The organism is Calothrix sp. NIES-2100 (genome assembly GCF_963875285.1).
Taxonomy (GTDB): Bacteria; Cyanobacteriota; Cyanobacteriia; order Cyanobacteriales; family Nostocaceae; genus Aulosira.
This window is the reverse complement of record NZ_CAWNLA010000001.1, coordinates 3,988,763-4,012,607: the sequence shown is the minus strand read 5'-3', so window position 1 is coordinate 4,012,607 and position 23,845 is coordinate 3,988,763. Positions and strand designations below refer to the sequence as shown.

22 protein-coding genes are annotated in these 23,845 nt (G+C 41.5%); 13 read left to right on the top strand and 9 right to left on the bottom strand.

All coding sequences use genetic code 11. From position 1 onward, the window contains the following. Nucleotides 1–156 precede the first annotated feature (156 nt). The 3 genes from AACU32_RS16320 (at nucleotide 157) to AACU32_RS16310 (ending at nucleotide 3,129) form a co-directional block, all read left to right on the top strand. Complete coding sequence (locus AACU32_RS16320) at nucleotides 157–1,560, top strand: response regulator (RefSeq protein WP_096601172.1); 1,404 nt, start codon at nucleotides 157–159, stop codon at nucleotides 1,558–1,560. A 44-nt stretch (nucleotides 1,561–1,604) separates the two neighbouring features. After that, a complete protein-coding gene (locus tag AACU32_RS16315; protein ID WP_096601170.1) occupies nucleotides 1,605–1,967 on the top strand; it encodes a response regulator transcription factor in 363 nt (120 codons plus the stop codon). A gap of 142 nt (nucleotides 1,968–2,109) precedes the next feature. Further along, complete coding sequence (locus AACU32_RS16310; protein WP_096601168.1) at nucleotides 2,110–3,129, top strand: DUF6745 domain-containing protein; 1,020 nt, start codon at nucleotides 2,110–2,112, stop codon at nucleotides 3,127–3,129. A 176-nt stretch (nucleotides 3,130–3,305) separates the two neighbouring features. Here AACU32_RS16310 and AACU32_RS16305 read toward each other — a convergent pair whose 3' ends face one another. Both AACU32_RS16305 and AACU32_RS16300 read right to left on the bottom strand, forming a co-directional pair. Then, a complete protein-coding gene (locus tag AACU32_RS16305; RefSeq protein ID WP_096601166.1) occupies nucleotides 3,306–4,133 on the bottom strand; it encodes an Rpn family recombination-promoting nuclease/putative transposase in 828 nt (275 codons plus the stop codon). A 195-nt stretch (nucleotides 4,134–4,328) separates the two neighbouring features. After that, nucleotides 4,329–4,967, bottom strand: a complete 639-nt coding sequence (locus AACU32_RS16300; protein WP_096601164.1) for a hypothetical protein — start codon at nucleotides 4,965–4,967, stop codon at nucleotides 4,329–4,331. Between the two features lie 186 nt (nucleotides 4,968–5,153). Here AACU32_RS16300 and pheT point away from each other — a divergent pair, with 186 nt between their 5' ends. The 3 genes from pheT (at nucleotide 5,154) to AACU32_RS16285 (ending at nucleotide 8,288) form a co-directional block, all read left to right on the top strand. Beyond that, a complete protein-coding gene (gene pheT / locus AACU32_RS16295) occupies nucleotides 5,154–7,589 on the top strand; it encodes a phenylalanine--tRNA ligase subunit beta (RefSeq protein ID WP_096601162.1) in 2,436 nt (811 codons plus the stop codon). Between the two features lie 81 nt (nucleotides 7,590–7,670). Next, complete coding sequence (locus AACU32_RS16290) at nucleotides 7,671–7,913, top strand: hypothetical protein (RefSeq protein WP_339377968.1); 243 nt, start codon at nucleotides 7,671–7,673, stop codon at nucleotides 7,911–7,913. 105 nt (nucleotides 7,914–8,018) lie between these two features. After that, nucleotides 8,019–8,288, top strand: coding sequence for a YciI family protein (locus AACU32_RS16285; protein WP_096601158.1), 270 nt, complete (start codon nucleotides 8,019–8,021; stop codon nucleotides 8,286–8,288). Nucleotides 8,289–8,413: 125 nt separating this feature from the next. Here AACU32_RS16285 and AACU32_RS16280 read toward each other — a convergent pair whose 3' ends face one another. From AACU32_RS16280 to AACU32_RS16265, 4 genes are all read right to left on the bottom strand, one after another. Continuing rightward, a complete protein-coding gene (locus tag AACU32_RS16280; RefSeq protein ID WP_339377966.1) occupies nucleotides 8,414–9,667 on the bottom strand; it encodes an HlyD family efflux transporter periplasmic adaptor subunit in 1,254 nt (417 codons plus the stop codon). Nucleotides 9,668–9,864: 197 nt separating this feature from the next. Beyond that, on the bottom strand, nucleotides 9,865–9,990 hold the full coding sequence (locus tag AACU32_RS16275) for a hypothetical protein (protein WP_339377965.1): 126 nt from the start codon (nucleotides 9,988–9,990) through the stop codon (nucleotides 9,865–9,867). 44 nt (nucleotides 9,991–10,034) lie between these two features. After that, nucleotides 10,035–10,472 carry a type II toxin-antitoxin system VapC family toxin gene (locus tag AACU32_RS16270; protein WP_096601154.1) on the bottom strand — a complete coding sequence of 146 codons (438 nt, stop codon included), beginning with the start codon at nucleotides 10,470–10,472 and terminating at the stop codon, nucleotides 10,035–10,037. After that, nucleotides 10,469–10,852 (bottom strand): type II toxin-antitoxin system HicB family antitoxin, encoded by a 384-nt coding sequence (locus tag AACU32_RS16265; RefSeq protein ID WP_096601152.1) that lies wholly within the window; start codon nucleotides 10,850–10,852, stop codon nucleotides 10,469–10,471. Before AACU32_RS16265 ends, AACU32_RS16270 begins: the two co-directional genes overlap by 4 nt. A gap of 113 nt (nucleotides 10,853–10,965) precedes the next feature. On the opposite strand from AACU32_RS16265, the gene AACU32_RS16260 reads away from it, so the two are divergent. Together AACU32_RS16260 and AACU32_RS16255 are read left to right on the top strand one after the other, a co-directional pair. Further along, nucleotides 10,966–13,110, top strand: a complete 2,145-nt coding sequence (locus AACU32_RS16260; protein ID WP_096601150.1) for a peptidase domain-containing ABC transporter — start codon at nucleotides 10,966–10,968, stop codon at nucleotides 13,108–13,110. Between the two features lie 220 nt (nucleotides 13,111–13,330). After that, nucleotides 13,331–13,741 (top strand): hypothetical protein, encoded by a 411-nt coding sequence (locus AACU32_RS16255; protein ID WP_096601148.1) that lies wholly within the window; start codon nucleotides 13,331–13,333, stop codon nucleotides 13,739–13,741. A 264-nt stretch (nucleotides 13,742–14,005) separates the two neighbouring features. Here the strand turns inward: AACU32_RS16255 and AACU32_RS16250 are convergent, their stop codons facing one another. After that, the gene (locus AACU32_RS16250) at nucleotides 14,006–14,200 is read right to left on the bottom strand and encodes a hypothetical protein (protein WP_096601146.1); all 195 of its coding nucleotides are present in this window, start codon (nucleotides 14,198–14,200) and stop codon (nucleotides 14,006–14,008) included. A gap of 338 nt (nucleotides 14,201–14,538) precedes the next feature. On the opposite strand from AACU32_RS16250, the gene AACU32_RS16245 reads away from it, so the two are divergent. Continuing rightward, on the top strand, nucleotides 14,539–17,067 hold the full coding sequence (locus AACU32_RS16245) for a mannose-1-phosphate guanyltransferase (protein WP_096601144.1): 2,529 nt from the start codon (nucleotides 14,539–14,541) through the stop codon (nucleotides 17,065–17,067). Between the two features lie 130 nt (nucleotides 17,068–17,197). Here the strand turns inward: AACU32_RS16245 and AACU32_RS16240 are convergent, their stop codons facing one another. After that, nucleotides 17,198–18,370 (bottom strand): metallophosphoesterase, encoded by a 1,173-nt coding sequence (locus AACU32_RS16240; RefSeq protein ID WP_096601142.1) that lies wholly within the window; start codon nucleotides 18,368–18,370, stop codon nucleotides 17,198–17,200. A gap of 1,127 nt (nucleotides 18,371–19,497) precedes the next feature. On the opposite strand from AACU32_RS16240, the gene AACU32_RS16235 reads away from it, so the two are divergent. From AACU32_RS16235 to AACU32_RS16220, 4 genes are all read left to right on the top strand, one after another. Then, nucleotides 19,498–19,953, top strand: coding sequence for a Spy/CpxP family protein refolding chaperone (locus AACU32_RS16235; protein ID WP_096601140.1), 456 nt, complete (start codon nucleotides 19,498–19,500; stop codon nucleotides 19,951–19,953). Between the two features lie 522 nt (nucleotides 19,954–20,475). Continuing rightward, entirely contained in the window at nucleotides 20,476–20,700 is a 225-nt protein-coding gene (locus AACU32_RS16230; protein ID WP_096601138.1) for a hypothetical protein, read from the top strand. Between the two features lie 333 nt (nucleotides 20,701–21,033). Beyond that, a complete protein-coding gene (locus AACU32_RS16225; protein ID WP_096601136.1) occupies nucleotides 21,034–21,930 on the top strand; it encodes a hypothetical protein in 897 nt (298 codons plus the stop codon). A 69-nt stretch (nucleotides 21,931–21,999) separates the two neighbouring features. Further along, the gene (locus AACU32_RS16220; RefSeq protein WP_096601133.1) at nucleotides 22,000–22,260 is read left to right on the top strand and encodes a hypothetical protein; all 261 of its coding nucleotides are present in this window, start codon (nucleotides 22,000–22,002) and stop codon (nucleotides 22,258–22,260) included. A 98-nt stretch (nucleotides 22,261–22,358) separates the two neighbouring features. Here AACU32_RS16220 and AACU32_RS16215 read toward each other — a convergent pair whose 3' ends face one another. Next, complete coding sequence (locus AACU32_RS16215; protein ID WP_096601131.1) at nucleotides 22,359–23,702, bottom strand: ABC transporter ATP-binding protein; 1,344 nt, start codon at nucleotides 23,700–23,702, stop codon at nucleotides 22,359–22,361. Nucleotides 23,703–23,845: the final 143 nt, after the last annotated feature.

The following is a 23,845-nucleotide window of genomic DNA, read 5'->3' as shown; positions in this document are numbered from 1 at the left end:
GACAAGCTATACTGTGGTGTTTATGCATTTTGAGATATACACATGTATCCGAAAAATAATTTTTTTTTAGAGAAAAATTAAGAATAAACAAATCCCTCATTAGCGTCATTTTAAATTTACCTAGATTTACGTTGATTCTCCGGAAAACTCGAGCATATGAATCTTTGTGGCACATTTACCAACCTCCGTTCCCAGAATTTGTTAAGTCAGTTGTCTAAAAGTTCTGACAGCGCCTGTTTGCAAGCATTTAGCAATTCTGTTTCTTGGACTATTTACCTCGAACAAGGCAAAATTACCTATGCCACCCACTCAATTGAACCATTTGATCGACTAGAACGCCATTTACGTCGTCTCAGTCATCAAATTCCTCTGCTGAACAGTCAAACTCGTGTGCAGTTACGTCTGATGTTTGAACTTGACTCCCCCAGTCAAGGGATAGAACAGCAGAGTAATTCTTCCAGTCAAGCTCCTGAGTACCAAGCTATTACTTGGCTTGTAAACCAAGGACATTTGCACTCCTCTCAAGCAGCAGTACTGATTCAAGAATTGGTTAAAGAGGTGATTGAATCCTGGCTGTTAATCAAAGTAGGTAACTTTGAAATCAGCGATTTACCTGATAATCTGCCAAAAATTTGCAGGCTGGACGTTGAAAAAATGATAGAACGTTGCCAAGCCAGAATACAGCGCTGGCAAGCTTTCGCTCCCTACATTTCTTCGCCTTATCAGCGTCCTTACCTGTTTATCAACCAATCCATCCAGAATCCAATTTTTTTAGATTTGCAACCAAACTTAACTAACTGGATGAAAGGTTTTAGCCTGCGTCATTTGGCGGTCATTATGAACCAGGATGAAATCCAATTGGTGCAGAACTTATACCATTACATCGTTAATGGCGGCATTATCTTGCATGAACCAGATCCACCATTTGATAAATTACCAAAGACATTCGGCGAATTATCAACCTCTGTTGAATACATTACAGAAGCAGTTGAAAAAGAATTAGTTGATACAGTAGCAGAATCAGGTACTATAGATGCTAAATCCTACCCAGACATTCCTTTCGATGATATAGCTCCTCGTGAAGAATTACCATATATTTCTTCTCCTTCTGAAGACAACTATCAGGAATTAACAACAACAAATAACATAAGTTCTGTTCCCCAAAGAGTAACTACTGCTACTGCGACTGCTAAAAAAGTCTACAAAATCATTTCTGTAGATGATAGTCCGACGATGCTCAAAGAAATTAGTCATTTCTTAGAAGCTGAAAATTTTTCTGTAGTTACTATTGACGATCCATTAAAAGCTGTGATGTCAATTATTCGGCACAAACCAGACTTAATTTTACTGGATCTGAATATGGCAGGGATTGATGGTTATGAGTTGTGCCGAATTATACGTAATAATTCAATGTTCAAAAATACTCCGATTATATTTGTCACAGGGAATAAAGGACTTGTAGACAAGGTAAAAGCAAATTTGGTAGGAGCTTCTGGTTATCTTACTAAACCTTTTACCCGTGCTGAATTACTGAAGCTGGTCTTTATGCATTTGGCTTGATTACCTAAAAATCATACTCCTTTGAATGCTCAATCAGAAGCAATATGGCTACAGTTTTGGTGGTTGAAGATACTCCTTCTCAGTTGGAATTAATTAACAGTTTTCTCAAAGATAGTGGCTACATCGTACTTAAAGCTTACGATGCCAAAGATGGTTTAGAACAAGCAGTCAATCACCAACCTGATGTGATTATTACTGATGTAGTCATGCCTGGATTGAGTGGATTTGAATTCTGTCGCCAACTGAAAAGAAATCCTGTCACAGAGAAAGTACCAATTATTATTTGTAGTTCTAAGAATAAAGAAATTGACAGGATTTGGGGGATGAGACAAGGAGCAGATGTGTATTTGACTAAACCTTTTACCAAGCAAGAGTTATTACGTGCCGTTGAATCTGTTGTTGGGTGACATCATCGGTACTTAAATATAATTACAGGGGTAGCATCTAATTTTCATCAATAGTTTTACTACTCAGTTTATTTTCGTAAACAACAGGGTGCTTAATCATCAAAATGGGCATCCTGGGGTAAGAGTTGAAAATTAAAGCTGTATGACACAGGCTCGAATTGAAAAACTTACCCCTGAACAAGAAGCCCTCATACCAATCATTAGAGATGAGTGGCTCAAAATTGCTTTAGATACTTCACCTACCGATAAACAAAAAGCAGAAGCAGCTATCTGGCTTAGCTATGAATGTGCTGGGCTAAAGCCTCCTCAACAAATTTTGTGGTTTGATAATCCTCTAGAAGCCGCAACTTGGATCATTTCTCATCGTGATCAATTGGGATATTATAGAACGAAGCATATCTTGCAAGATGAGGAGAATAGTGTAATTGAAGTTATCGGAGAAAAAATTTGGAATTATGTCTGGGACGATTTTTATAATCCTGTTGCAGAGAATATATGGGACATCTTAAAAATGGATGTTGAATATAGACTGTGCATTTATAGGATTTATGAGAATGCCGGGCAATTTCTCCATCTCAGAGAAGCTAGATGGCTTGCCTGTTGTATATACTTTGATGCAATTGGCATAGACTGCTCAAAACTGAATGGTTTGTGGGAAACTGCCAAACATTGTGGTTGGTGGTGGTCTTTTGAAGAAATGGCGGTAGCTACTCCCAAACCCTCAGTAATTCGCTTTGATGCAGATAACAACTTGCACGGTGAAGGTGTTCCTGCTATTGCTTATGAAGGGTTTAATGTCTACGCCTATCATGGGGTAAGATTGCCAGAAAAATATGGTAAATTGCACCCAGAGCAATGGCAAGCACAATGGCTTTTAGAAGAAAATAACGCAGAATTGCGTCGAGTCTTAATTCAAGGAATTGGTTATGAAAGAATTACCCGCGAATTACAAGCTATTGAATTAGATTCTTGGCAAGAATATATTCTATTAAAAATAGATAACGATGTTGATGTTGAACCAATAGTTTTATTAAAAATGACTTGCCCAAGTACAGGATTTATTCATGTATTGCGAGTTCCGCCAGATGTAACATCAGCAAGAGAGGCAATTTGCTGGGTAAATTGGGGAATAAATCCAGAAGATTTTAGCATACAAACTTAAGTCCTAAAGCTCAAGCTGCGTTTGGGCGATCGCCCCAAGCAGACGGGTTTCGACACTTCGACAAGCTCACATAAGTGTCGAAACTTGGTTTACTGGTACTTTATTTTCATGCAAGTCCCTTAGTTTGTTTTAACTCGCTAAATCTAAACATTTGCTCAATCTCTTCTCAACTTGGATTAGCTATTTTGTTCATCGTTAGCATTAGTTTTTGCAGCTACCAATCGAACTAACTCAACATCTAAGCCTAACGCCTCAGCTATTTGTTCTACAGTTGCACCTAAATTCAACATCAAAGGAATTGCTTCTAATTTACCTTCTAGTTTTCCTTCTGCTTTACCCTCTTGCTTACCTTCCTGCTTGGCTTCTTGATAAACTTTAGTTTGCTTTAACTCGCTAAATCCAAACATTTGCTCAATCTCCTCTCGACTTTTTTGGGGAAATTTATAGACAATTATTGTTTCTATCAACTCGATAAATTCCCGTTGGGTAATTTCCGAGGATATTTGTTGTCTGGCGAGGTTGATTAACTCCCTGGCTTTTGTGACTGCACTCTCTGAAGGCTCTATTACTAATTTAACAGTCCCAATACCAATTGACTGTGATGCTGTGGAATCTAATTCATCTAAATATATGCGGGTGACTCGCTTAGATGTGAGTAATTCTATATATCTTTCTGTTTCTCCCACATCAATATTACGGCTGGGATAAACTACAACTCCACGCCAATTGTGGGTAAGTTTGGTTTGATCTAGGTAAAGAAATATTTCCGAAAAAAGGCGAGAGTAAAATTTTTTATCAGGTTGAAATTGAACTTCTACGAAGTATATAGGGGATGATGCATTACTTTTGGGGAGAAACACGCCATCAATACGGAAAGCGAGTTGTTTGACTTCAACAGATGAAAATTGGTAGGTATTGGCGGTTTCGGGTGGTTGGTTGATGAGTTCAAAGAAGATGCTGGGGAAGCTTTGGAATAGGCGGTAGAATATGGTGTCTGTTTTCACGCTGATTGATGCTGAGTTGGTGGCGTAAGTTTTGCTTTTACTAGAGTGTTTGCTTTTTTTACGATCAAGGGGACAAATAATTCATAATTCATAATTCATAATTAAGAAATGTTATTGAATATTGACTATTGTCGATCACCTTCAGGAAAAATGACAAATGACAAATTACTCAATGAATTTATTATTCCTTGATAATTAATTTATCAAGCTGAAGGAATCTACTATCTGTTGATATACTGTCTGGTAAGAAGCATCATCATTACCAGAACCAGTTTTAGATAGTGTCATAACAATAATACGTGAGTCTTTGGGGTGAGAAAAAATAACGTGTTCGTTTTCGTATAAGCCACTCGATTTAAATTTGATGCCATTTTGTCCGGCAATCTTAGCAGGTTTAAATTCACGAGTAGCAACAAATTGGTTACTCTGTTGAACCCATTTCTGTAAAGGTAATTTACGGATATTACGATATACGGATATACGTACATTGGCTGGGTATTCTGTACCGCCTGCATACTCGCCGGAGAGAATTTGTTGGGCGTGCTGGTTAGTCCAGATATCAACAGTTCCTAATGGGTAATTAAGTTTATTTCTAGGATGAGATATCTTTTCTTCTATGACAAAAGAGTTGAGGGAGTAGCCAAACCCAAAACCCAAGGAACTGCGGTAACCTACTTGATCTGGTGCTATAGGTTTTGGCGCATCTAAGGAAACAACTTCTTTGCCGATCGCACTTTTGGTTACAGATATACAAGCCATCGCACTTGTTACGACTAAACCCATGAAAACTGGGTGTAAAATCCATTTTGGGAGTTGCTGGTAATTAACTTTCATTCTTCACCCTGGAGAACGCTATCGCTTTGATAGATTCAACATCTCTAAGATTATTTCCGCAAATTGCTCAAACCAACGTAGTAGGATCGTTCAAGTGAAGGGGTGGATGCTGGATGAGCTGCGATCGCTCGCTAGCAAGCACCCTAAAATGAGAGCAAAAGACGATTCCTAAAACAAGCACACTCCATGCGTATCTCTTTAAACTGGCTGCGGGAACTAGTAGAAATCAAACTTAGCCCAGAAGAATTAGCCGAAACCCTGACAATGGCTGGGTTTGAAGTAGAAGATATTGAAGACCGCCGCACTTGGGCCAATGGCGTGGTTGTGGGGAGAGTGCTTGAGCGTCAACCCCACCCCAATGCTGATAAATTAAGTGTTTGTCAAGTAGATATTGGTGCAGATGAGACTTTAAATATTGTTTGTGGTGCGGCAAATGTCCGGGCAGATATTTATGTGCCAGTTGCTACTACAGGTACTTATTTACCCAAGATCGATTTAAAAATTAAGCCGGCAAAATTACGCGGTGTCCCTTCTCAGGGAATGATCTGTTCTTTAAAGGAACTGGGTTTAACTACCGATGTCGATGGAATTCATATTTTTCCCCAAGAAAATCTGAAATTAGGTAGCGATGTCCGTCCTTTGTTGGGTCTAGATGATGTAATTTTAGATGTCACAGCGACAGCAAACCGCGCTGATGCTTTGAGTATGGTAGGTATCGCCAGGGAAGTAGCGGCTTTAACTGGTGGGAAATTGAGTATTCCCGAACCTGGTGAGGTGGCGATTAGCCAAGGTAAGGGACATTTAGCGTTAAGTATATCGGAAACTCAAGCTTGTCCTGCTTATATTGGCACGGTTATAGAACAAGTAAAAATTGCTGCTTCTCCTAATTGGTTACAACAACGCCTGCAAGCTGCTGGTGTGCGTCCCATCAATAATGTGGTGGATATTACTAACTATGTATTGTTGGAATGGGGACAACCTTTACACGCATTTGACCGCGATCGCCTGAAAACTGTGGCGGGAAATGGCAATTTAACTATCGGCGTGCGCTTCACTAATAGTGGAGAAACGCTGAAAACCTTGGATGGACAAACTCGTAACCTCGCAACCCAAAATTTATTGATTACCGCTAACGATAAACCAGTAGCGATCGCGGGAGTCATGGGGGGAGAAGAAACAGAAGTTCATGAAGGTACGCAAAGCTTAGTTTTAGAAGCAGCCTTATTTGATTCTGTGGCTATTCGCCGTTCTTCTCGTAGTGTGGGTTTAAGAAGTGAATCCTCTGGGAGATACGAACGGGGTGTGAACCGGGCTGAATTGGAAGTAGCCACTCGTCGCGCTTTGTCACTGCTGAGTGAATTGGCTAGCGGGGTAATTGTACAGCAAGAAATTGCCGATACTCGCCCCGATCCCTCGACTTGGACACGTTCCATAGCACTGCGTTTAGATAGAGTTAATCAAGTACTAGGGCCAATCGATTTAGGCGAAGACACAGGCGAACTGGAAGAACAGGACGTAGAGCGAATTCTCACTGCTTTAGGCTGTCAACTTACCCCATCGGGAGAACGTTCCTGGACAGTTTCCGTACCGCCTTACCGTTACCGTGACTTAGAACGGGAAATTGACCTGATTGAAGAAATCGCCCGTCTCTACGGCTACGATAAATTTTGTGATACCTTACCGCAAAAAGCAGAAGCAGGCTATTTACCTTTAGATCAGGAATTAATCCGCAAATTGCGAGCTTTTTTCCGAGCCGAAGGACTGACAGAATTAATTCAATACTCTTTAGTCAAACCGGGCGAAGACAAACAAATAGTGCTGTCAAATCCCTTGTTTGTCGAGTATTCCGCCCTGCGAACCGATTTAATCTCTGGGTTGATTGATGCTTTTCAATATAACTTAGAGCAAGGCAATGGTTCGCTAAACGGCTTTGAAATTGGCAGAATTTTCTCGCGAGAAGAAGATGGTTTGCAAGAAACCGAAGCGATCGCCGGCATTATGGGAGGCGATCGCACTGTCAGTAAATGGACAAGCAGCGGACGGGAACAGCCGCTTACCTGGTATGAAGCCAAAGGGATTTTAGATAGCGTTTTTCGCCAACTGGATTTACCAGTAGAATATCAACCGGATCTCCGTGATGAACGCTTACATCCGGGACGCACCGCTTCCCTGTGGATTCGGGGTAGCAGACTCGGCATTTTTGGACAACTCCATCCCCAAATCCGGCGAGAAAAAGGTCTACCGGATTCTGTGTACCTGTTTCAACTAGATGCTGATGCCCTTTTGGATGCTTTAGATCAAGATGAAACCCTAGTACCAGTATTTCATCCTTATTCCACCTATCCAGCAAGCGATCGCGATATCGCCTTCTTTGCACCCGTAAAAGTTACCGTTGGGGAAATCGAAAAAGCAATTAACAAAGCGGGTAAAGACTTACTCGAATCCGTGGAATTATTTGATGAATATCGCGGTGAAAACGTCCCCACCGGACAACGTAGTTTGGCATTTCGTCTAGTTTATCGTGCAAGCGATCGCACCCTCACCGAAGCCGAAGTTGAACCAGTACACAACAAAGTCCGGGAAGCTTTGGTAGAGAAATTCGGTGTGAGTTTGAGAAGTTAATTCTTGGACTGGGACAAGGAGGACAAAATTTGTGGTGAAGTGAGGATGTAGTTTCAGCCTTTTTGCTTGGAAGTTGAGCTTTTGAGCCTGGAAGTTGCAGCTTTTTGCCTGGAAGTTGCAGCTTTTTGCCTGGAAGTTGCAGCTTTTTGCTTGGAAGTTGAGCTTTTGAGCCTGGAGGTTGTAGCTTTTTGCTTGGAGGTTGCAGCTTTTTGCTTGGAAGTTGCAGCTTTTTGCTTGGAGGTTGAGCTTTTGAGCCTGGAAGTTGCGGCTTTGAAACTAAAATTTAAAGCTTATACCGATTCAATCCGTGATTGTGTGTCATGAATCGTCGTCAAGGGTGGGGAAACCCCACCCCTACAAATGACCGATGACAAATGACAAATGACTATTGACAAATGACTATTGACCATTGACAACTAGGACAGCTATATGACCAAATACATCATGTGGGGAAGTTACTGCGAAGATGTTCTCGAAAAACGTACCCCTTATCGTCAAGCCCATTTAGACGGATTAGCTAAACAAAAAGAATCCGGTGTGCTGATTACTATTGGCCCTACCAAAGATGTGACAAAAGTTTTTGGGATTTATGAAGCTGAGGATGAAGCTAGCGTGCGCCAGTTGATTGAAAATGACCCCTACTGGCAAAATGGCATTTGGACTGAATATTTTGTCAAAGAGTGGATTCAGGCTATTTGATCATCAAAGGCAGAGGCTGCTCTGCCTTCTATGACTGTTGACTGTTGACGGTTGACTGTTGACTGGGAAGAAATATTTTTCTGCTTGGTTGTCAAATTTGTTTCATCGGGACTGTCTTCTCTCGACTAAATTCCTACTAATAACCTGGCTTTACGCAAAATAAAAGTCAGAACTGTTTCTGATTGCGAAATAATATCTGCCTGCACTTCCATCCCCGGAAGGATTTCGTATTTGCGATCGCCTTTAATTAAATATGTTTGTTCGGGTTGAATTGTAATTTCAAAATATGGCGCAGCGGTTTCCGGGTTGGTTGAAGTTTGCGGCGCGATCGCATCGGCAGCTACAGATGTAACTTTACCTTCTAAAGTGCCATAATCTGTGTAGGTATAAGCCGAGACGCGCATATTCACCCGTTGCCCAACTCGAACTGTACCAATATCTTGGGGAGATACCCGCGCTTTAATTAGCAAGGGGGTATTTTCTGGAGCAATTTGGGCGATGATATCACCTGGGCGGACTACTTGTCCGGAGTTGCGTAAGTTCAGCTTCAAGATAGTTCCATCGACTTGGGCACGAATTACCATATCTTGCAAGTCGGAGCTAGTTTGCTTGAGTTCCTTGCGTTCTTTATCGATTTGCGTCTGAATTTGGACTTTTTGTTGTAGCAAGGCTTCCCTATCTCTTTGCAGAGTAGCAAGAGTTGATTTTCCTCTGGCTTGGGCTTGGGCGATTTGTTGTTGCGCGATCGCAATTGTGGCAGAAGTTGGGTTAAGACTGGTTTTCGCCCGTTCTAATCTTGCTTGGGCTGCAATGTAGGTTTGGCGCTTGCTTTCAACTTGCACCATTGCAATTGCCCCTTCTTTACCAGCTCGCTCGAAGGCTGTAAACTCGGCTTTACTAGCAGCTACATTGGCTTGGGCTTCTTCTACTTCCCGTTGGGCGATCGCTTTTCTATCTCCGTACTCACGTTCAATGCGAACTAGCTCTGATTGTGCAGATGCAGTGGTGCGAGTCATTAAATTTTCCTCCGCTGCTATCTGGGAGTTAAGATTTAATCTTTGCGCATCTAACTGTTGAATTTGTTTGTAACCTTGTTGAATACTGTCTTCTAACTGCCTTTTACGGGTTTGCAGCCGGGAATCATCAATCAGTGCGATCGCTTGCCCTTGTTTAACTTTTTGAGTTTCTGCTACCTCTAGTTTCTTGATTGTGCCTTCCGCCGCTGCTTGTATAATTTTTACCTCACCATTCGGGCGAACTGAAGCAGGCGATCGCACAGTCACGGGGGATGGAGTCACTGCTGCTAACCCAACAGCTATAGCGATTCCCCCCAGCAGAAAAGCCCCACCTAGCGTAGCCCAACGACTAATCGGGGGCATAAATTCATCGCTATCCAAAGGAATGACAAACTCCTGATTAGCGGATTGCGGCTTTTTATCAGGAGGGGGTGAAGCCTGAAAAGAATTGGACTGATCTTTTTGGGGGAAAGAGGAAAACTCAGGGCTGGATGGGCTAACCATTCGGGTGGGATATCAAGGTATATTTTTCGGCTCTGTGTTTAGAGTACCCACTACAACTATTTTTTATATAAGCAGAGGCGATCGCACCACAATTGTTCGCCAAAACTAAATTCCCAAGAGGTAAGCTGATGTGCAGCTAAATTATATAAGCCGAAAACGTAAAATAATTGTAGTGCGGGCATCTTGCCCGCGTCTGGTATACAAATTAGATGCGTCGCAGCTTAGTTCACAATATTGTCCAATCTTCTATTTGTAAGTTAGGAACTTTTGCAAAATCTTTAGTATTGCGTGTAACCAAAATACCGTTTATGGACAGTGTAATTGCAGCAATACGTAAATCTCTTGTACCTATACGAATTCTCTGATGAACTAATTCTTGATAAAACTTGTTAGCAGACAGGTCAAAGTCAAGTAATTTAAGTTTATTGAGGTATTCTACACCATCCCTTAATCCCTTGTAAGCCAGTATCAGTTTTTCAGATTGGGAAGGTTGATCGTTATACTTATTAATCACATTCAGCCATCCTTTCATTTGTTCTTCCAATGTCACAACTGTGATGGCTGTATTTACAAAATTAATTTGGTTGAGACGCTGTGTAACCGTGGGATGTTCTCTCTGAAAAAGTGATAAATGGTCAGTATCTAGCACCCAAACAACTGTCACTTTACCTCATCCTCTGCATCAATTTGTTGATAATATTCCTCCATTTGAGCATCAATTTTCCGGCGTTCTGCTTCTATATCAGCCAATACCTCATCAAACAGTGGATTATCTTTGTACATTCCAGCTACCTTGAGCCAAGGATTATTAGTTTGGGGAGAATCTATTTCTAAAGTCACTATTCTTGAATTCTGTAAACGTTTTTGCAAAAGCTGCTGTAAGTTTTCTAGAGCTTCATTTTCAGTTTTGCCGTAGCTCTTACATTCTGATAAACCTAGCACCACTGCACTAAATCTACCGTCAGGTTCACGTTCAACCAATACATTATAAGTTAGCTTAGAAGTATCACTATTAGAATTTGTTGAAGGGCTAAAACTAATCATACTTTTTCCCTTTATCTCTATGTTTTAATTTTAAAGTATTTAACGCTCAATGAATGTAGGCAATGATTTTCAGGGAAAACTACTACTAAAGCAACTTAGCAGTAGTCACCCAGATGAAGTACCAATCTGTACAGCAGCATAGTGAAGAAGATTGCGGGGCGGCTTGCCTTGCTACAATTGCCAAACATTATAAAAAAATATTTGCACTTAACCGTATCCGTGAATTTGTCGGTACTGGTAAATCCGGAACAACACTACTGGGGTTGAAGCGCGGGGCTGAAGCGTTAGGGTTTAATACCCGCTCTGTGAGAGCTGCACCCGCCATTGTAGATAAACTCAATGAGCTAACCCTACCTGCAATTATTCACTGGAAAGGTTATCACTATGTAGTTCTTTATGGTAAACGCGGCGGAAAATACGTTATTGCTGATCCTGCGGTAGGAATTCGCTACATCCCCAAGCAGGAGCTAGTTGCAGCTTGGAGTGATGGCATTATGCTGTTGCTAGAACCCGATCCAATTCGCTTTTTCCAACAGCCGGAAGATCAGGTGAGTGGGTTTGGTCGATTTTACAAACGTGTTGCGCCTTACCGAGGAATTCTGTTTGAGTCTTTGCTGATCAACTTATTTCTTGGTGTGCTTTCTCTGACATCGCCTTTTTTGATTCAAATTCTGACTGATGATGTACTGATTCGGGGTGATACCCAATTACTCAAAGGGTTAGCGATCGCAATTATTGTGATGACAATTGTCAGTAGTGCCCTCATTTTAGTGCAAGCTAACCTCGTTACCCAATTTGCTCAACGTCTGGAATTAAGTTTAGTCATGGAGTTTGGGCGCAAAATTCTCCGCTTACCCTTGAGCTATTATGAAGCCCGTCGCAGTGGAGAAATCGTTAGCCGCTTACAAGATATTCAACAAATTAATCAATTGGTTGCACAATCTGTAATCACCCTACCCAGTCAATCCTTGATTGCTGTAATTTCCTTGAGTTTAATGCTGTTCTATAGCTGGAAGCTGGTGCTAGTTGTACTTTTGCTGGCTGTAGTCAGCACCATTACCACCCTCATCTTCATGCCAGTTCTACAACAGAAAATTCGTAGCATCATGGTGTTAGATGCAGAAAATCAGGGAGTGCTGGTGGAAACCTTCAAAGGTGCATTAACTCTCAAAACCACCACCGCCCAACAGCAATTTTGGGAAGAACTCCAAAGTCGTTTCAGCCGTCTGGCGAGGTTAATTTACGGTACTTCACAAATCGGCATCACAAATAGCACATTTTCTACTTTAATCTCTGGGGTTGGGGGTATTGTCCTGCTGTGGTTTGGTAGCAGTTTGGTAATTGGGCGAGAATTGAGTATTGGGCAATTACTCGCCTTTAACACCATGAGTGGTAATTTTCTCGGCTTCATTGGCGGTTTGATTAACTTCGTTGATAAATTCATGCGCGTGAGAACTGCTACTCAACGGTTATCGGAAGTGATTGATACAACCGCAGAAATTGATGAAGCTGATAACAAAGCATATGCCCAAATCCGTGATGACGCGGATATCACCTTGTCGGAACTAGTATTTCATCACATTGGCAGAGTTGATTTACTTGATGATTTTTCACTGATGATTCCTGGGGGAAAAACCACAGCTATTATTGGTAAATCTGGATGTGGTAAAAGTTCCATAGCCAAACTAATCTCCGGGCTGTATGCTTACAAATCGGGGAATATCCGCATTGGGGCGTTTAACTTACAAGATTTAGCGCTGGATTGTCTGCGCCAGCAAGTTGTACTTGTACCCCAAGAACCCCACTTTTGGAGTCGCTCGATTGTGGAAAACTTTCGCCTTGGCTCCCCCAACATCACTTTTGAGGAAATTGTCTACGCTTGTCAAATCGCCGGTGCAGATGAATTTATCAGTAAATTACCAGATAAATACCAAACTATTTTGGGTGAATTTGGTGCTAATTTATCCGGGGGACAAAGACAAAGATTAGCGATCGCCAGAGCGATCATTAACGATCCACCTGTACTGATTATGGATGAATCCACAGCCGGACTCGATCCGATCAGTGAAGCCGAAGTCCTCGATCAACTACTGGCTTCACGGCGCACAAAAACTACAATCATGATCAGCCATCGTCCCAGAGTTATCCAAAGAGCCGATTGGATTATTTTCCTAGAGCAAGGTAAATTAAAAATACAAGGCACCATCGAAGATTTACGCAATCAAGATGGCGAGCATATCAATTTTTTAACTCCCTAAAAATTTAGTAATTATTTATACTAAAACCTCTATAAATTGATTTATTGCTAAATCACAAATTCTTGCTTTTAGCAGATGCGATCGCATTGTTGTAAATGAGAGGATCGGTATTCCTGACAGAAAAAATCATCGCGGTTGTCTACAATAAAAATAAAGTCATAGACAATGAGAACAACTGCGGTTTTCGATCATCGTTTGCTGTTTTGGACAAAGGACAACTATGAATCGAATCTTAAAACGCACATTTTTACCCAGCTTGATGGCTGCAAGTTTAGCTGGCGGTACCTTAATTCCTGCCAAACCCGCTTCTGCTGATATTTTACGAGATATCGGCATTGGCGCAGGTGCTGGCGTAGTATCTGGTACTGTTAGAGGACGTGGTTCCCTGATCAATAATGCTATCAAAGGTGCTGCGGCTGGTGCTGCCGTTAATGCCGTACATGGTACCAGAAGGCAGCCAAAAAATCGCCGTGAAGGTAACCTAGGTCAAGATGTCGGAGTCGGTGCAGCAGCTAGCACAGTTACAGGTGTCATTCTTCATGGCACCAAAGATCCCTTAGGCGATGCGGTTGATGGCGCAGCTGCGGGTGCTGCTATCAATGTCATCACCAATGGACAGAGAAATAGATAATTTGTAAACCATAATTTGTAACTGAGAGATTAATTACAAATTATGGATTATGAATTGATTTTTGGGTTTGATTAGATTTAAACCACATTGATTTTAGGGGTAAAGCGCAATGCTAAACCCCTAAATTGTCACTATTTATCTAAACATTGTTGGCAGTCTTAAGAGGCTCTTTGAAAACATGCCCTATTGCTGAAAAAAACCAGGACTAAAGTCCTGACTACGAATTGCTTAAACCATGATAATTCAAGCGATGAACTATGACGATTACCTGCCTCTTAGAGCTTTTTGAAAGTTGCGACGATAAGATTTATTAGTAACAAATAAAGCCGGCCACAACAAAGCTAAACCTATCCGATTGGGCAAACTTGGGGTGAAGTTAGTCCGCTCAAACCCATTCCAGAACTTCCAAGCGCCATATACATAGCCTGCGATTAACCCCAAAATAATTAAATTAATCATTCTTATAACTCCAGAGGAACTTTTCAGTCTTTCGGTAACCGAGTGACTTAACGCTACATTCTCTTATTCCAGTTTAGAGTAAGCTTTGACATCATAGCTACTGGTGATGTCTACGACGGGCTTCACCTACGCACAATTCAAAAATCAACAATCAATAACATAGCGGCTGTTTCCTAGCAGCTTATTCTATAAATATAAGTATATATACTTGGTAAACTTAGATGCCTCTTGTGGGAGTTCCTTAAATATCAACATCCATAGGACACTAGAGTAAGAAAAACACAACGTATATTGCGGGTGTTAAGGCAGCAAATGCTGCAAATAGCTAAGGAGGATTTATGCGTGCAGTGCTGATGGCAGGCGGTTCGGGAACGCGGCTTCGTCCCTTAACTTGCGATTTGCCCAAACCGATGGTGCCAATCTTAAACCGACCGATTGCTGAACATATTATCAATCTCCTCAAACGGCATCAAATCACAGAAGTAATTGCGACACTGCATTATTTACCTGATGTCCTGCGAGACTACTTTCAAGATGGTAGTGATTTTGGCGTACAGATGACTTATGCTGTGGAAGAAGACCAACCGCTGGGGACGGCTGGCTGTGTGAAAAATATTGCCGAACTTCTAGATGAAACTTTTTTAGTAATTAGCGGTGATAGTGTCACAGATTTCGATTTAACAGCAGCTATTGAATTTCACAAACAAAACAAATCAAAAGCTACTTTAATTTTGACCCGCGTCCCCAACCCCATTGAATTTGGGGTGGTGATTACTGATGAAGAAGGTCGAATTAATCGATTTTTAGAAAAACCCTCTACTAGTGAAATTTTCTCGGATACAGTTAATACTGGGACTTACATCCTGGAACCAGAAGTTTTGGAATATTTGCCAGCAAACACAGAATGTGACTTTTCCAAAGATTTATTTCCCTTATTGCTAGCAAAAAATGAACCAATGTATGGTTACATTGCCCAAGGTTATTGGTGTGATGTTGGTCATTTGGATGCCTATAGAGAGGCGCAGTATGATGCGCTATATGGTAAGGTAAAACTCGACTTTGCTTACACAGAAACTTCTCCCGGTATCTGGAAGGGTCAAAATACTTATATTGACCAAACAGCTGTGATTGAATCTCCAGCCGTTATTGGTGATAATTGCCGGATTGGGGCTAGAGTACAAATTGAAGCGGGAACTGTTATTGGGGACAAAGTTACTATTGGTGCTGATGCCAATCTCAAACGCCCAATCGTTTGGAATGGGGCAATTATTGGCGAGGAAGCACAACTTTCGGCTTGTGTGATTTGCCGTGGTGCCCGTGTTGATCGCCGCTCTCATGTATTAGAAGCATCTGTTGTAGGTTCGCTTTCTACGGTGGGTGAGGAAGCACAAATCAGCCCTGGTATTAGGGTGTGGCCTAGTAAAAAGATTGAATCAGGTGCAATTTTAAACATCAACTTGATTTGGGGAAATACTGCCCAAAGGAATTTATTCGGCCAACGCGGTGTACAAGGATTAGCGAATATTGATATCACTCCCGAATTTGCGGTGAAATTGGGAGCAGCTTATGGTTCGACTTTAAAACCTGGTTCTAAGGTGACGGTTTCCCGCGATCAACGCAATATATCGAGGATGGTGACGCGATCGCTCATTGCGGGTTTAATGTCAGTAGGCGTTGATATTCAAAATCTTGATGCCACAGCTGTACCTATAGCTCGCACAGTTATACCCACAATGTCGGTAGCTGGTGGTATTCATGTGCGCGTACACCCCGATCGCCCTGACTATATCCTGATTGAATTTATGGATAATAAGGGTATTAATATCTCCAAAGCCCAAGAAAAGAAAATTGAGGGAGCTTACTTTAAGGAAGATATGCGACGGGCGCAAATTCATGAAATTGGTGATGTTGCCTATCCCAGCCAAGTGAATGACCTTTACTGCACTGCCTTTGAAAAATTATTGCATGTTTCTACTCTGCGCAACAGTCGCGCCAAAGTCGTAATTGACTACGTTTATGCTGTATCTGGGGCTGTATTACCCCAAATGTTAGATAAATTTGGTGCAGATGCCGTAGTTTTGAACGCTAGCTTGAATAAACACGCTGTATCCACAGTTGAGCGGGAAGCACTGTTAACTCAGTTAGGACATGTGGTGGAGGCGTTGAAAGCCAACTTTGGTGTTCAGGTATCTGCGAATGGCGAACAGATGATTTTAGTAGATGAATCCGGTGCGCCAATTCGTGGAGAAATGTTAACAGCACTGATGGTGGACATGATTTTAACCTCTAACCCCAGAGGAACGGTAGTTGTACCAGTTCATGCTTCCAGTGCTGTAGAACAAGTCGCCCGTCGTCATGATGGTAAAGTCATCCGCACCAAAGCCAACCCGACAGCTTTAATGGAGGCTTCACAAAAATATCCGAATGTGGTGTTGGCTGGTAGTGGCGATACTGGTTTTATCTTCCCACAGCTGCATCCGGGATTTGATGCGATGTTCTGCATTGCTAAGATAATTGAGATGCTAACTATTCAAGAGCGATCGCTCGCTACTGTGCGCGCTGAATTACCCCGTGTAATTCACAGAACTCATACAGTACGTTGTCCTTGGAGTGCTAAAGGCGCACTCATGCGTTATTTGGTCGAAACTCACCCCGCCCAAAACTTAGAATTAATCGATGGGGTAAAAATTGGTCATCCTTATGATGACAGTTGGCTGTTAGTTTTACCAGATGCAAGTGAACCAGTAGTACATTTGTTTGCCAACAGTAATGAGCGCGATTGGGTAGATGAAACCTTAAGAAACTACCGCGCCCGTGTGCAAATGTTTGTCGAAAGACAACAAGAACAACATCCGGCAGAAGTTTAATTAGTCAATAGTCAATAGTCCATAGTCCAGCAAGTTTAGATGCTGAACTGTGGACTTTGAGGGAAAAATTGTCTTGAGCGCGGGATGCGACGGGTCAATTTGGTAACTAATTGCTATCATCCCGTCAGATCTATCGCTGCACGCGCTCCCAGGTGAAGGGTCCGAAGGCATTCGCGCTGGCGGGGTTGTTTACCTGCGGGTCGATTGTCAACTTCAGCCACTCAAGCGGTAAGGTGCTGCCATGCACGACAATGCGGTGGAAGTTGGGCACATCGAAGCCGGGGTGCAGGTAGTTAAGCGGATCTGAGGCCGAGAGGGGGTTGTCTGACAGGTACTCGTGGGAGTCCCCGTTGAAAAGCAGGACAGGCTTGGCGAATTCCTTTGTCTTCTCAGCGATCTTTTTGACAAACGGGTCGTACGCCGTGAGGTGAGACAAAGGCTTGCCGTCTAGATCCCACATGTTACCTTGGGTGGCGATCAGGACAGCCTGCACACCGTCCGCTTGAGCCTGTGCGAATGCTGCATCGAGCCAGCGCAGGTCGGCATCCGTCCGCTCCTGAATCTCCTTCTGCTGGGCTAAGCTCTGCACGGGCGCAGCGTACCAGACATCGTTGTCGTTGTTCGAGCCACCGGGGATGTTCACGGTCACGAAAAGTACCTTTGACTGCTCCCACATAACGTTCTCGACGTACTTCGCGTCCGACGGGTGCATTGGGTCGAAGACTTGCGCCTGGGAAATGACCTGCTTCTTGCGTCCGCCAAGCGTGACTCCGGGGTTGGAGAAGAAAATCGAGCGGATGAGGTCGAGGTTGGCGATGGGATCGCCTTTAGCATAGTCAACGAAATTACCCAGGGAGTCGCGTATATAGTCGATTTGGCCTGTCACTTTGTTGTACACACCGCCACCTTCACCGGACTTGTGGCAGTCTGACCACTCGTTGTCGCCTGGGGTGTAGACGAGCGGATCTTTGAACTGCGTCCAGAGGTCGAAGATAGCCTGGTCGTAAGCCTGTGTGCAGTACTGCTTGCCAGAGTGGATGTCACCAATATGCAGGACGAGATCGACCTTGGGATCGCTGTTGATTGAGTCAATGAAACCCGGCGATGCGTTCAACTGTGCATTATCGGTGGGTGTGGTGCCGTATGGGGAGTCACCGTAGACGGCGAGTGTGAGGACGTTTGCCGAACCTTGGTTGATGGGGGTACCGTTGCCAGCCAGCGCGACCTTGCCGACTGTCAGTGCAAGGGTGAGAGTTGTTGCCAGTGTAAGAAACTTGCGCTTGCCTTGCTTTGTGATTTCCATTAATTAAACTTCTTTAGGGCTTAGGTATGGGATACAAGTATCATGGAAACAGAAAATTGGTGTAAAAATTATTACATGAATACGACAATAATTTTTAATTGCTGAAACTATTGATTTCTCGTTCAGCGATTACTTGGTGATTATCCAAGTGAAATACCAAGATTCTCAGCAACAGCCTTATTTAATAAAGCTTTCCAGGTTAACCCAGTTTTCTGTGCCAATGATTTTCATATCCCAAAGAGTGATATAAGTTTAAAATTTGGTTAACAAGTATTTAAGGATATTGGTAAAATATTTATGATACTTTAGTACTTGTTATTTACCCGAAATCTGCTGTATTTCTTATTTCCTGTTCACTTTCTAAACAAGTTTTTTCAGGAAGATATCTTCACAAGTTTCTCAACTTATTTTTATATAATTCTAGTATGAGGAACCGCTATGGATTCAGATATTTATCCTTGGTGAGATATACTTTTGGTTTTCACAAAAAACAATTATTTCAACCTATAAATACCGCATTGCCCCAAATTTCAAGAGAATAATACCCAATGTCTCTGTGTATTGCTATGATCATTCATCTGCAAAAATTTATAGCGTGTATTAGCGTTAATGTTACGCACTAAAGTAATAATTTTCAGGGAGTTAGGGACATCAGGTATATGTCCCAACTCCCTCTAATTTTGCCTATTTAGAAAGTAAATATAACTAGTTAGCAAGAATTGAGAAGTGCTTGCAGTTAAAATTTGTGATAAAAGTCATGGCTAAATTTATGACTATAGTCATAAATATTTTGGTTAAAAATAAGCGTTAATATTAACTTGAGTGTGGCATCTACCTTGCGACCTGTTACGGCTCAAAACCATATTAAAGTATAACTACTTAAATAAGTGGGCATGAAAGTTTATCGTTGAATCAACGCAGATAATAGCAGGCAGAAAGCAGCTTTTTGTGACACCTTTCTGTTCTTTGTGCCTTCCTACTTATCTTCTTGATCAGACAATTAAGGATGTTATCTTCGTTAAGCACAGCTTTGTGTGACAGAATGAGCGTATGACAATTATTTGATTAATTAGGAATTACAAATTGCTTCAATATAGCTGATTTTTATTTCAGCAGGAGGTATATTCATGGACTATAAATTTAATGGGAAATTGATACTAAGTACTGCTGCGATCGCAATTCTGACTGCGGGTTGTCAATTATCTTCACCTAGCAGTTCGGTTGCGCCAGATAACTCTAACCAAGAGGCGACAAATTCTGCTCTGACAACTACATTTACAGATAAAATAGCAGATTTAAATTTAACCGATACCCAAAAAGCAAAAGCAAAACAGATCAGAGAAGAAACCCAAGCGAAAATACTTGCTGTTTTAAATTCTGACCAACAAGAAAAATTTAAAGCTGCAACTCAAGGTCAGAATGAATCGTCATTGCGGATATTGCGCTCGCTCAATTTATCAGCAGATCAACAACAAAAAATTCGCGAAATTCAACGCACTCAAAGGCAACAGTTTCAAGCAATTCTTACTCCAGAACAGCAAGCCAAAATCAAACAACACCGTGAATCTAGAGAACAACGCTGAGCCAATTCATTAATTATCTGCATAATTTGGGTATTTTTTAGCATCATGTGCTTTAATATCACTTTTGTAACCAGTAATATGAGTTTCACATAAGTGTGAATATAAAAACTGCTAAACTGGTTCAATACATGAAAATGATTAGCAGTTTTTATGACTAATGTGCCATTTAGAAAACAAAATAATTCATGAGAATGCACTCCAACAACTAAAGATGAAGTGCATTTTTTAATATTTGCTATACCCATAAAAATATATATATTTATATTTGATTTATTTATTTAAATATGACTTTTATCATATTCAAGATATAACTTTCATCCTATAAAAATCATAAATTAATGTTTTATATTTAAATCAATACAGCCAAGCTTAATTAAAAAGCTAGCAGACAATACTTGGGATCAACAGCATTAATTGGATGTAAATACACAAAAACTTATGTTGTTTTTACCAAGAGTAAGCATTAACTGATTAATTAAGAATGCTGTAGAAAAATAACTCAAATTAACTGAAAGGAGATTAATGATGAAACGCCTTTTAGCGGGTACAATACTTGCTTTACCTCTTTCAATTGCCTCGCTACCATCACAAGCATCGGCTGCACAAATCATTGTCAGACCATTGGTGCATAGCAATAATGTCGTTGTCCGTCCACGTCCAGTAATTCACGAAAAGTTGATTCCTGGACATTGGGAACAAACAAAACACGGTAGGCGCTGGGTTCCTGCTCACTATGTGAGAGTTTAATTTTGCTGAAGCAAGAAGAGGAATAAGTGCTATTTTATAGCTTTTAATTACCTCTAAATTACTCTTATAACCTATAGGTTACAAAACAATTACGCGTAATAAAAACTCTCACCAAACAGGTGAGAGTTTTTAATCATGATTATTGATCATAATCTCAGGTTGAATATGGATTTTTAGGTAATATTGCTAACTCTGTTTTTGGATAAAACAAGTGAATCAATTTTGGATTTTAGATTTTGGATTTTAGTCCGTAGTCAGTGGCGATCGCTCTTAACTCACTACTACACGTCTACGCACTCCTGTAAAATAGTCATACAGTCAACAAAGTAGCTCATGACTAGGTTTCCCTACGACCAGTTTGCCAAAGATTATCTTACAGAATTGTTACAACCCTTAGGAGAGGTGGAAACAAGTCGGAAAGTGGCGGCGGAAATCCGAGAGATAGATCTGTATTTTACACCTGCACCCCAATTAACAAGGGATACAATAGAATTAGGGCTGCTAGGAAAACTGGCGGCTGAACCTGCATTAATTGAACCCTTTAGAAATGCGGCTACAATTGCGGAGATTCGCAGTTGTATGAATAAATTATTTGATATCTTTGCTGAATCAAAGCGTCAATCGAAAGTCGAGAAAAAGCAAATCGCCGAATCAGAGTTACCAAAGTTGTGGATTTTATCGCCGACAGCCTCTGAAGGTATATTGAATGGTTTTAGAACCAGTATAGATGGAGAAAACTGGGGAGTGGGAGTACATTTTTTAGGAGACTATTTCCGCACAGGAATTGTAGCCATTCATCAACTACCTATTACACAAGAAACATTATGGTTGAGAATTTTAGGTAAGGGAAGAGTCCAGCAACAAGCGATAGATGAACTAGAAGCACTTCCCCAAACAAACCCCTTACGTGCCAAAGCAATCGATTTATTATTGAGTTTGAAGACTACCTTGGAAGTAAATCAAAATATAGATACAGAGGATAGAGAGTTAATTATGCGCTTATCACCGATTTACGAGCAAAAATTAGCAGAATCTAAACAAGAAGGAATTCAAGAAGGAGTGAACGCAGAACGTCGTAGATTTATAGAAGATTTGTTGCGTGTTCGCTTTGGCTCTATAGATGGCGAGTTAAACAGAATTATTGAACCTTTATCATTATTATCATCGGCAGAATTAACTCCTTTATTAGTGCAATTATCGCGACAAGAATTATTAGATAGATTTTTGTAAAAAGAGTGTTGACTCGTCGAGTAAGCTTCTACACAATGAAGATAAAATAAAGAGGGTAAAGTATTAATTATGGGATTATCGCGTATTTATGAGCAAAAATTAGCAGAAGCTAGACAGGAAGGAATCAACGAAGGAATTCAGCAAGCAATTCAAGAAGGAATGAAAGCAGAACGTCGTACATTTATAGAAGAGTTGTTGCGTGTTCGCTTTGCCTCGATAGATGGAGAGTTAAACAGAATTATTGAACCTTTATCATCATTATCACCGGAAGAATTAACTCCTTTATTGCTGCAACTAACGCGAGAAGAATTATTAGATAGATTCTTGTAAAAAGAATTCAGTATTTCTTACTGAATTCTTTAAATTTACTCAATAAATTAATGTTTAACTGCCGATAAAACCCAACGATAACGAATTATGCAATCGGTCTATTCAGCAGTAGGATATATTGCTAAATCGGTCAGAGGGTCGAAAAAGTGGATTTTATCTGGAATTAGGGATAACCACAATTGATCGCCAACATTTACTAATCTTTCTGGTGGGACGCGCACTTGTAGGTAATCACCTGTGTTATCAGAAAAACCGGATTCAGCAATTCTCACGCTGATAAAACTATCGTTGCCTAAGTTTTCTACTAAATCTACTAGGACGGGGAGATTTTTTGTAGCGGGTACACTGACGGTCAAGTGTTCTGGGCGAACCCCTAAAATTAAAGTTTGGCCATCATATTTTTGCAGGGCGGTTCCCCAAATTTCGGGGAGGGTAAAACGAAATTGGGAATGGTTAATTAATAGAGGTGCATGAAATTTTACAGGAATGAAATTCATTGGCGGTGAACCAATAAATTCGGCCACAAAGCGATTGGCTGGGCGATTATAAAGTTCTAAGGGAGAAGCAACTTGCTGAATTTGTCCTTGGTTCATAATCGCAATGCGATCGCCCATTGTCATCGCTTCTGTTTGATCGTGGGTGACGTAAATTGTTGTTGTCCCCAACTGGCGCTGTAATTTGACAATTTGGGCGCGGGTTTCTGCACGTAGTTTTGCGTCTAAATTAGACAGCGGCTCATCCATTAAGAATACTTGGGGATTGCGAGCGATCGCTCTTCCTAAAGCAACTCTTTGTCTTTGTCCCCCCGATAGCTGTTTGGGTAAGCGATTCAGCAAAGCTTCAATTTGCAACAATTGCGCCACATTCCGCACCTGCTGTTCTACTTCCCGTTCTTTGTGGGAAATGTAGCGCAGTCCTTTAGGTAAATTGCGCGTTATCCCCACGCAAAAATTCTCAGCCCAAGTTGATAAAGTTGACTTGGAAATGGGAAAACGGGGAGGCGTGGCGAGTTGATTCTTGGCGTCAGCATTCCTCTGACTGTCAAAGCGGCGGCGCAGTCCAAAGGCGATGTTGTCATACACTGACATATGGGGATAAAGGGCGTAATTTTGAAACACCATTGCGATGTCTCTTTCCTTGGGTGGTAGGTCATTTACCAAGCGATCGCCTACCCAAATATTACCGCCTGTCATTTCCTCCAAGCCAGCAATTAACCGTAATAGGGTACTTTTACCACAACCGGAAGGCCCCACCAGTACCATAAACTCCCCATCGGCGATTGTCAGATTAATTCGCCGCAGGACATTGGTATTGTCTGCACGTTCTCGTTGTGCATCAATTTTCTTACCAGAGGATAAGGTGGATTGGGTTGGCTCGGCAATACTTTCCCCTTTGCGAGGGGGAAAACTTTTATAAATATTTTCTAAGACAACTTGCGACACGAGTGTTAATGATTCTCATTGGGCATTGGGCATTGGGCATTGGGCATTGGGCATTGGGCAACTGACCACTGACAGATGACAGTTTAGCGCTGATCTTACACCTTACACCTGAATACGAAAAGTTAAAAAAACAGCTTGCAGCC

Bases quoted from the DNA above. Each gene is read 5' to 3' on its own strand.
- AACU32_RS16235 (WP_096601140.1), top strand. From the start codon at position 19,498: ATGGACTATAAATTTAATGGGAAATTGATACTAAGTACTGCTGCGATC.
- AACU32_RS16255 (WP_096601148.1), top strand. From the start codon at position 13,331: ATGAATCGAATCTTAAAACGCACATTTTTACCCAGCTTGATGGCTGCA.
- AACU32_RS16280 (WP_339377966.1), bottom strand. From the start codon at position 9,667: ATGCCCCCGATTAGTCGTTGGGCTACGCTAGGTGGGGCTTTTCTGCTG.
- AACU32_RS16275 (WP_339377965.1), bottom strand. From the start codon at position 9,990: ATGCCCGCACTACAATTATTTTACGTTTTCGGCTTATATAATTTAGCT.
- AACU32_RS16310 (WP_096601168.1), top strand. From the start codon at position 2,110: ATGACACAGGCTCGAATTGAAAAACTTACCCCTGAACAAGAAGCCCTC.
- AACU32_RS16315 (WP_096601170.1), top strand. From the start codon at position 1,605: ATGGCTACAGTTTTGGTGGTTGAAGATACTCCTTCTCAGTTGGAATTA.
- AACU32_RS16265 (WP_096601152.1), bottom strand. From the start codon at position 10,852: ATGATTAGTTTTAGCCCTTCAACAAATTCTAATAGTGATACTTCTAAG.
- AACU32_RS16230 (WP_096601138.1), top strand. From the start codon at position 20,476: ATGATGAAACGCCTTTTAGCGGGTACAATACTTGCTTTACCTCTTTCA.
- AACU32_RS16225 (WP_096601136.1), top strand. From the start codon at position 21,034: ATGACTAGGTTTCCCTACGACCAGTTTGCCAAAGATTATCTTACAGAA.
- AACU32_RS16250 (WP_096601146.1), bottom strand. From the start codon at position 14,200: ATGATTAATTTAATTATTTTGGGGTTAATCGCAGGCTATGTATATGGC.
- AACU32_RS16220 (WP_096601133.1), top strand. From the start codon at position 22,000: ATGGGATTATCGCGTATTTATGAGCAAAAATTAGCAGAAGCTAGACAG.
- AACU32_RS16260 (WP_096601150.1), top strand. From the start codon at position 10,966: ATGAAGTACCAATCTGTACAGCAGCATAGTGAAGAAGATTGCGGGGCG.
- AACU32_RS16320 (WP_096601172.1), top strand. From the start codon at position 157: ATGAATCTTTGTGGCACATTTACCAACCTCCGTTCCCAGAATTTGTTA.
- pheT (WP_096601162.1), top strand. From the start codon at position 5,154: ATGCGTATCTCTTTAAACTGGCTGCGGGAACTAGTAGAAATCAAACTT.
- AACU32_RS16240 (WP_096601142.1), bottom strand. From the start codon at position 18,370: ATGGAAATCACAAAGCAAGGCAAGCGCAAGTTTCTTACACTGGCAACA.
- AACU32_RS16245 (WP_096601144.1), top strand. From the start codon at position 14,539: ATGCGTGCAGTGCTGATGGCAGGCGGTTCGGGAACGCGGCTTCGTCCC.
- AACU32_RS16300 (WP_096601164.1), bottom strand. From the start codon at position 4,967: ATGAAAGTTAATTACCAGCAACTCCCAAAATGGATTTTACACCCAGTT.
- AACU32_RS16285 (WP_096601158.1), top strand. From the start codon at position 8,019: ATGACCAAATACATCATGTGGGGAAGTTACTGCGAAGATGTTCTCGAA.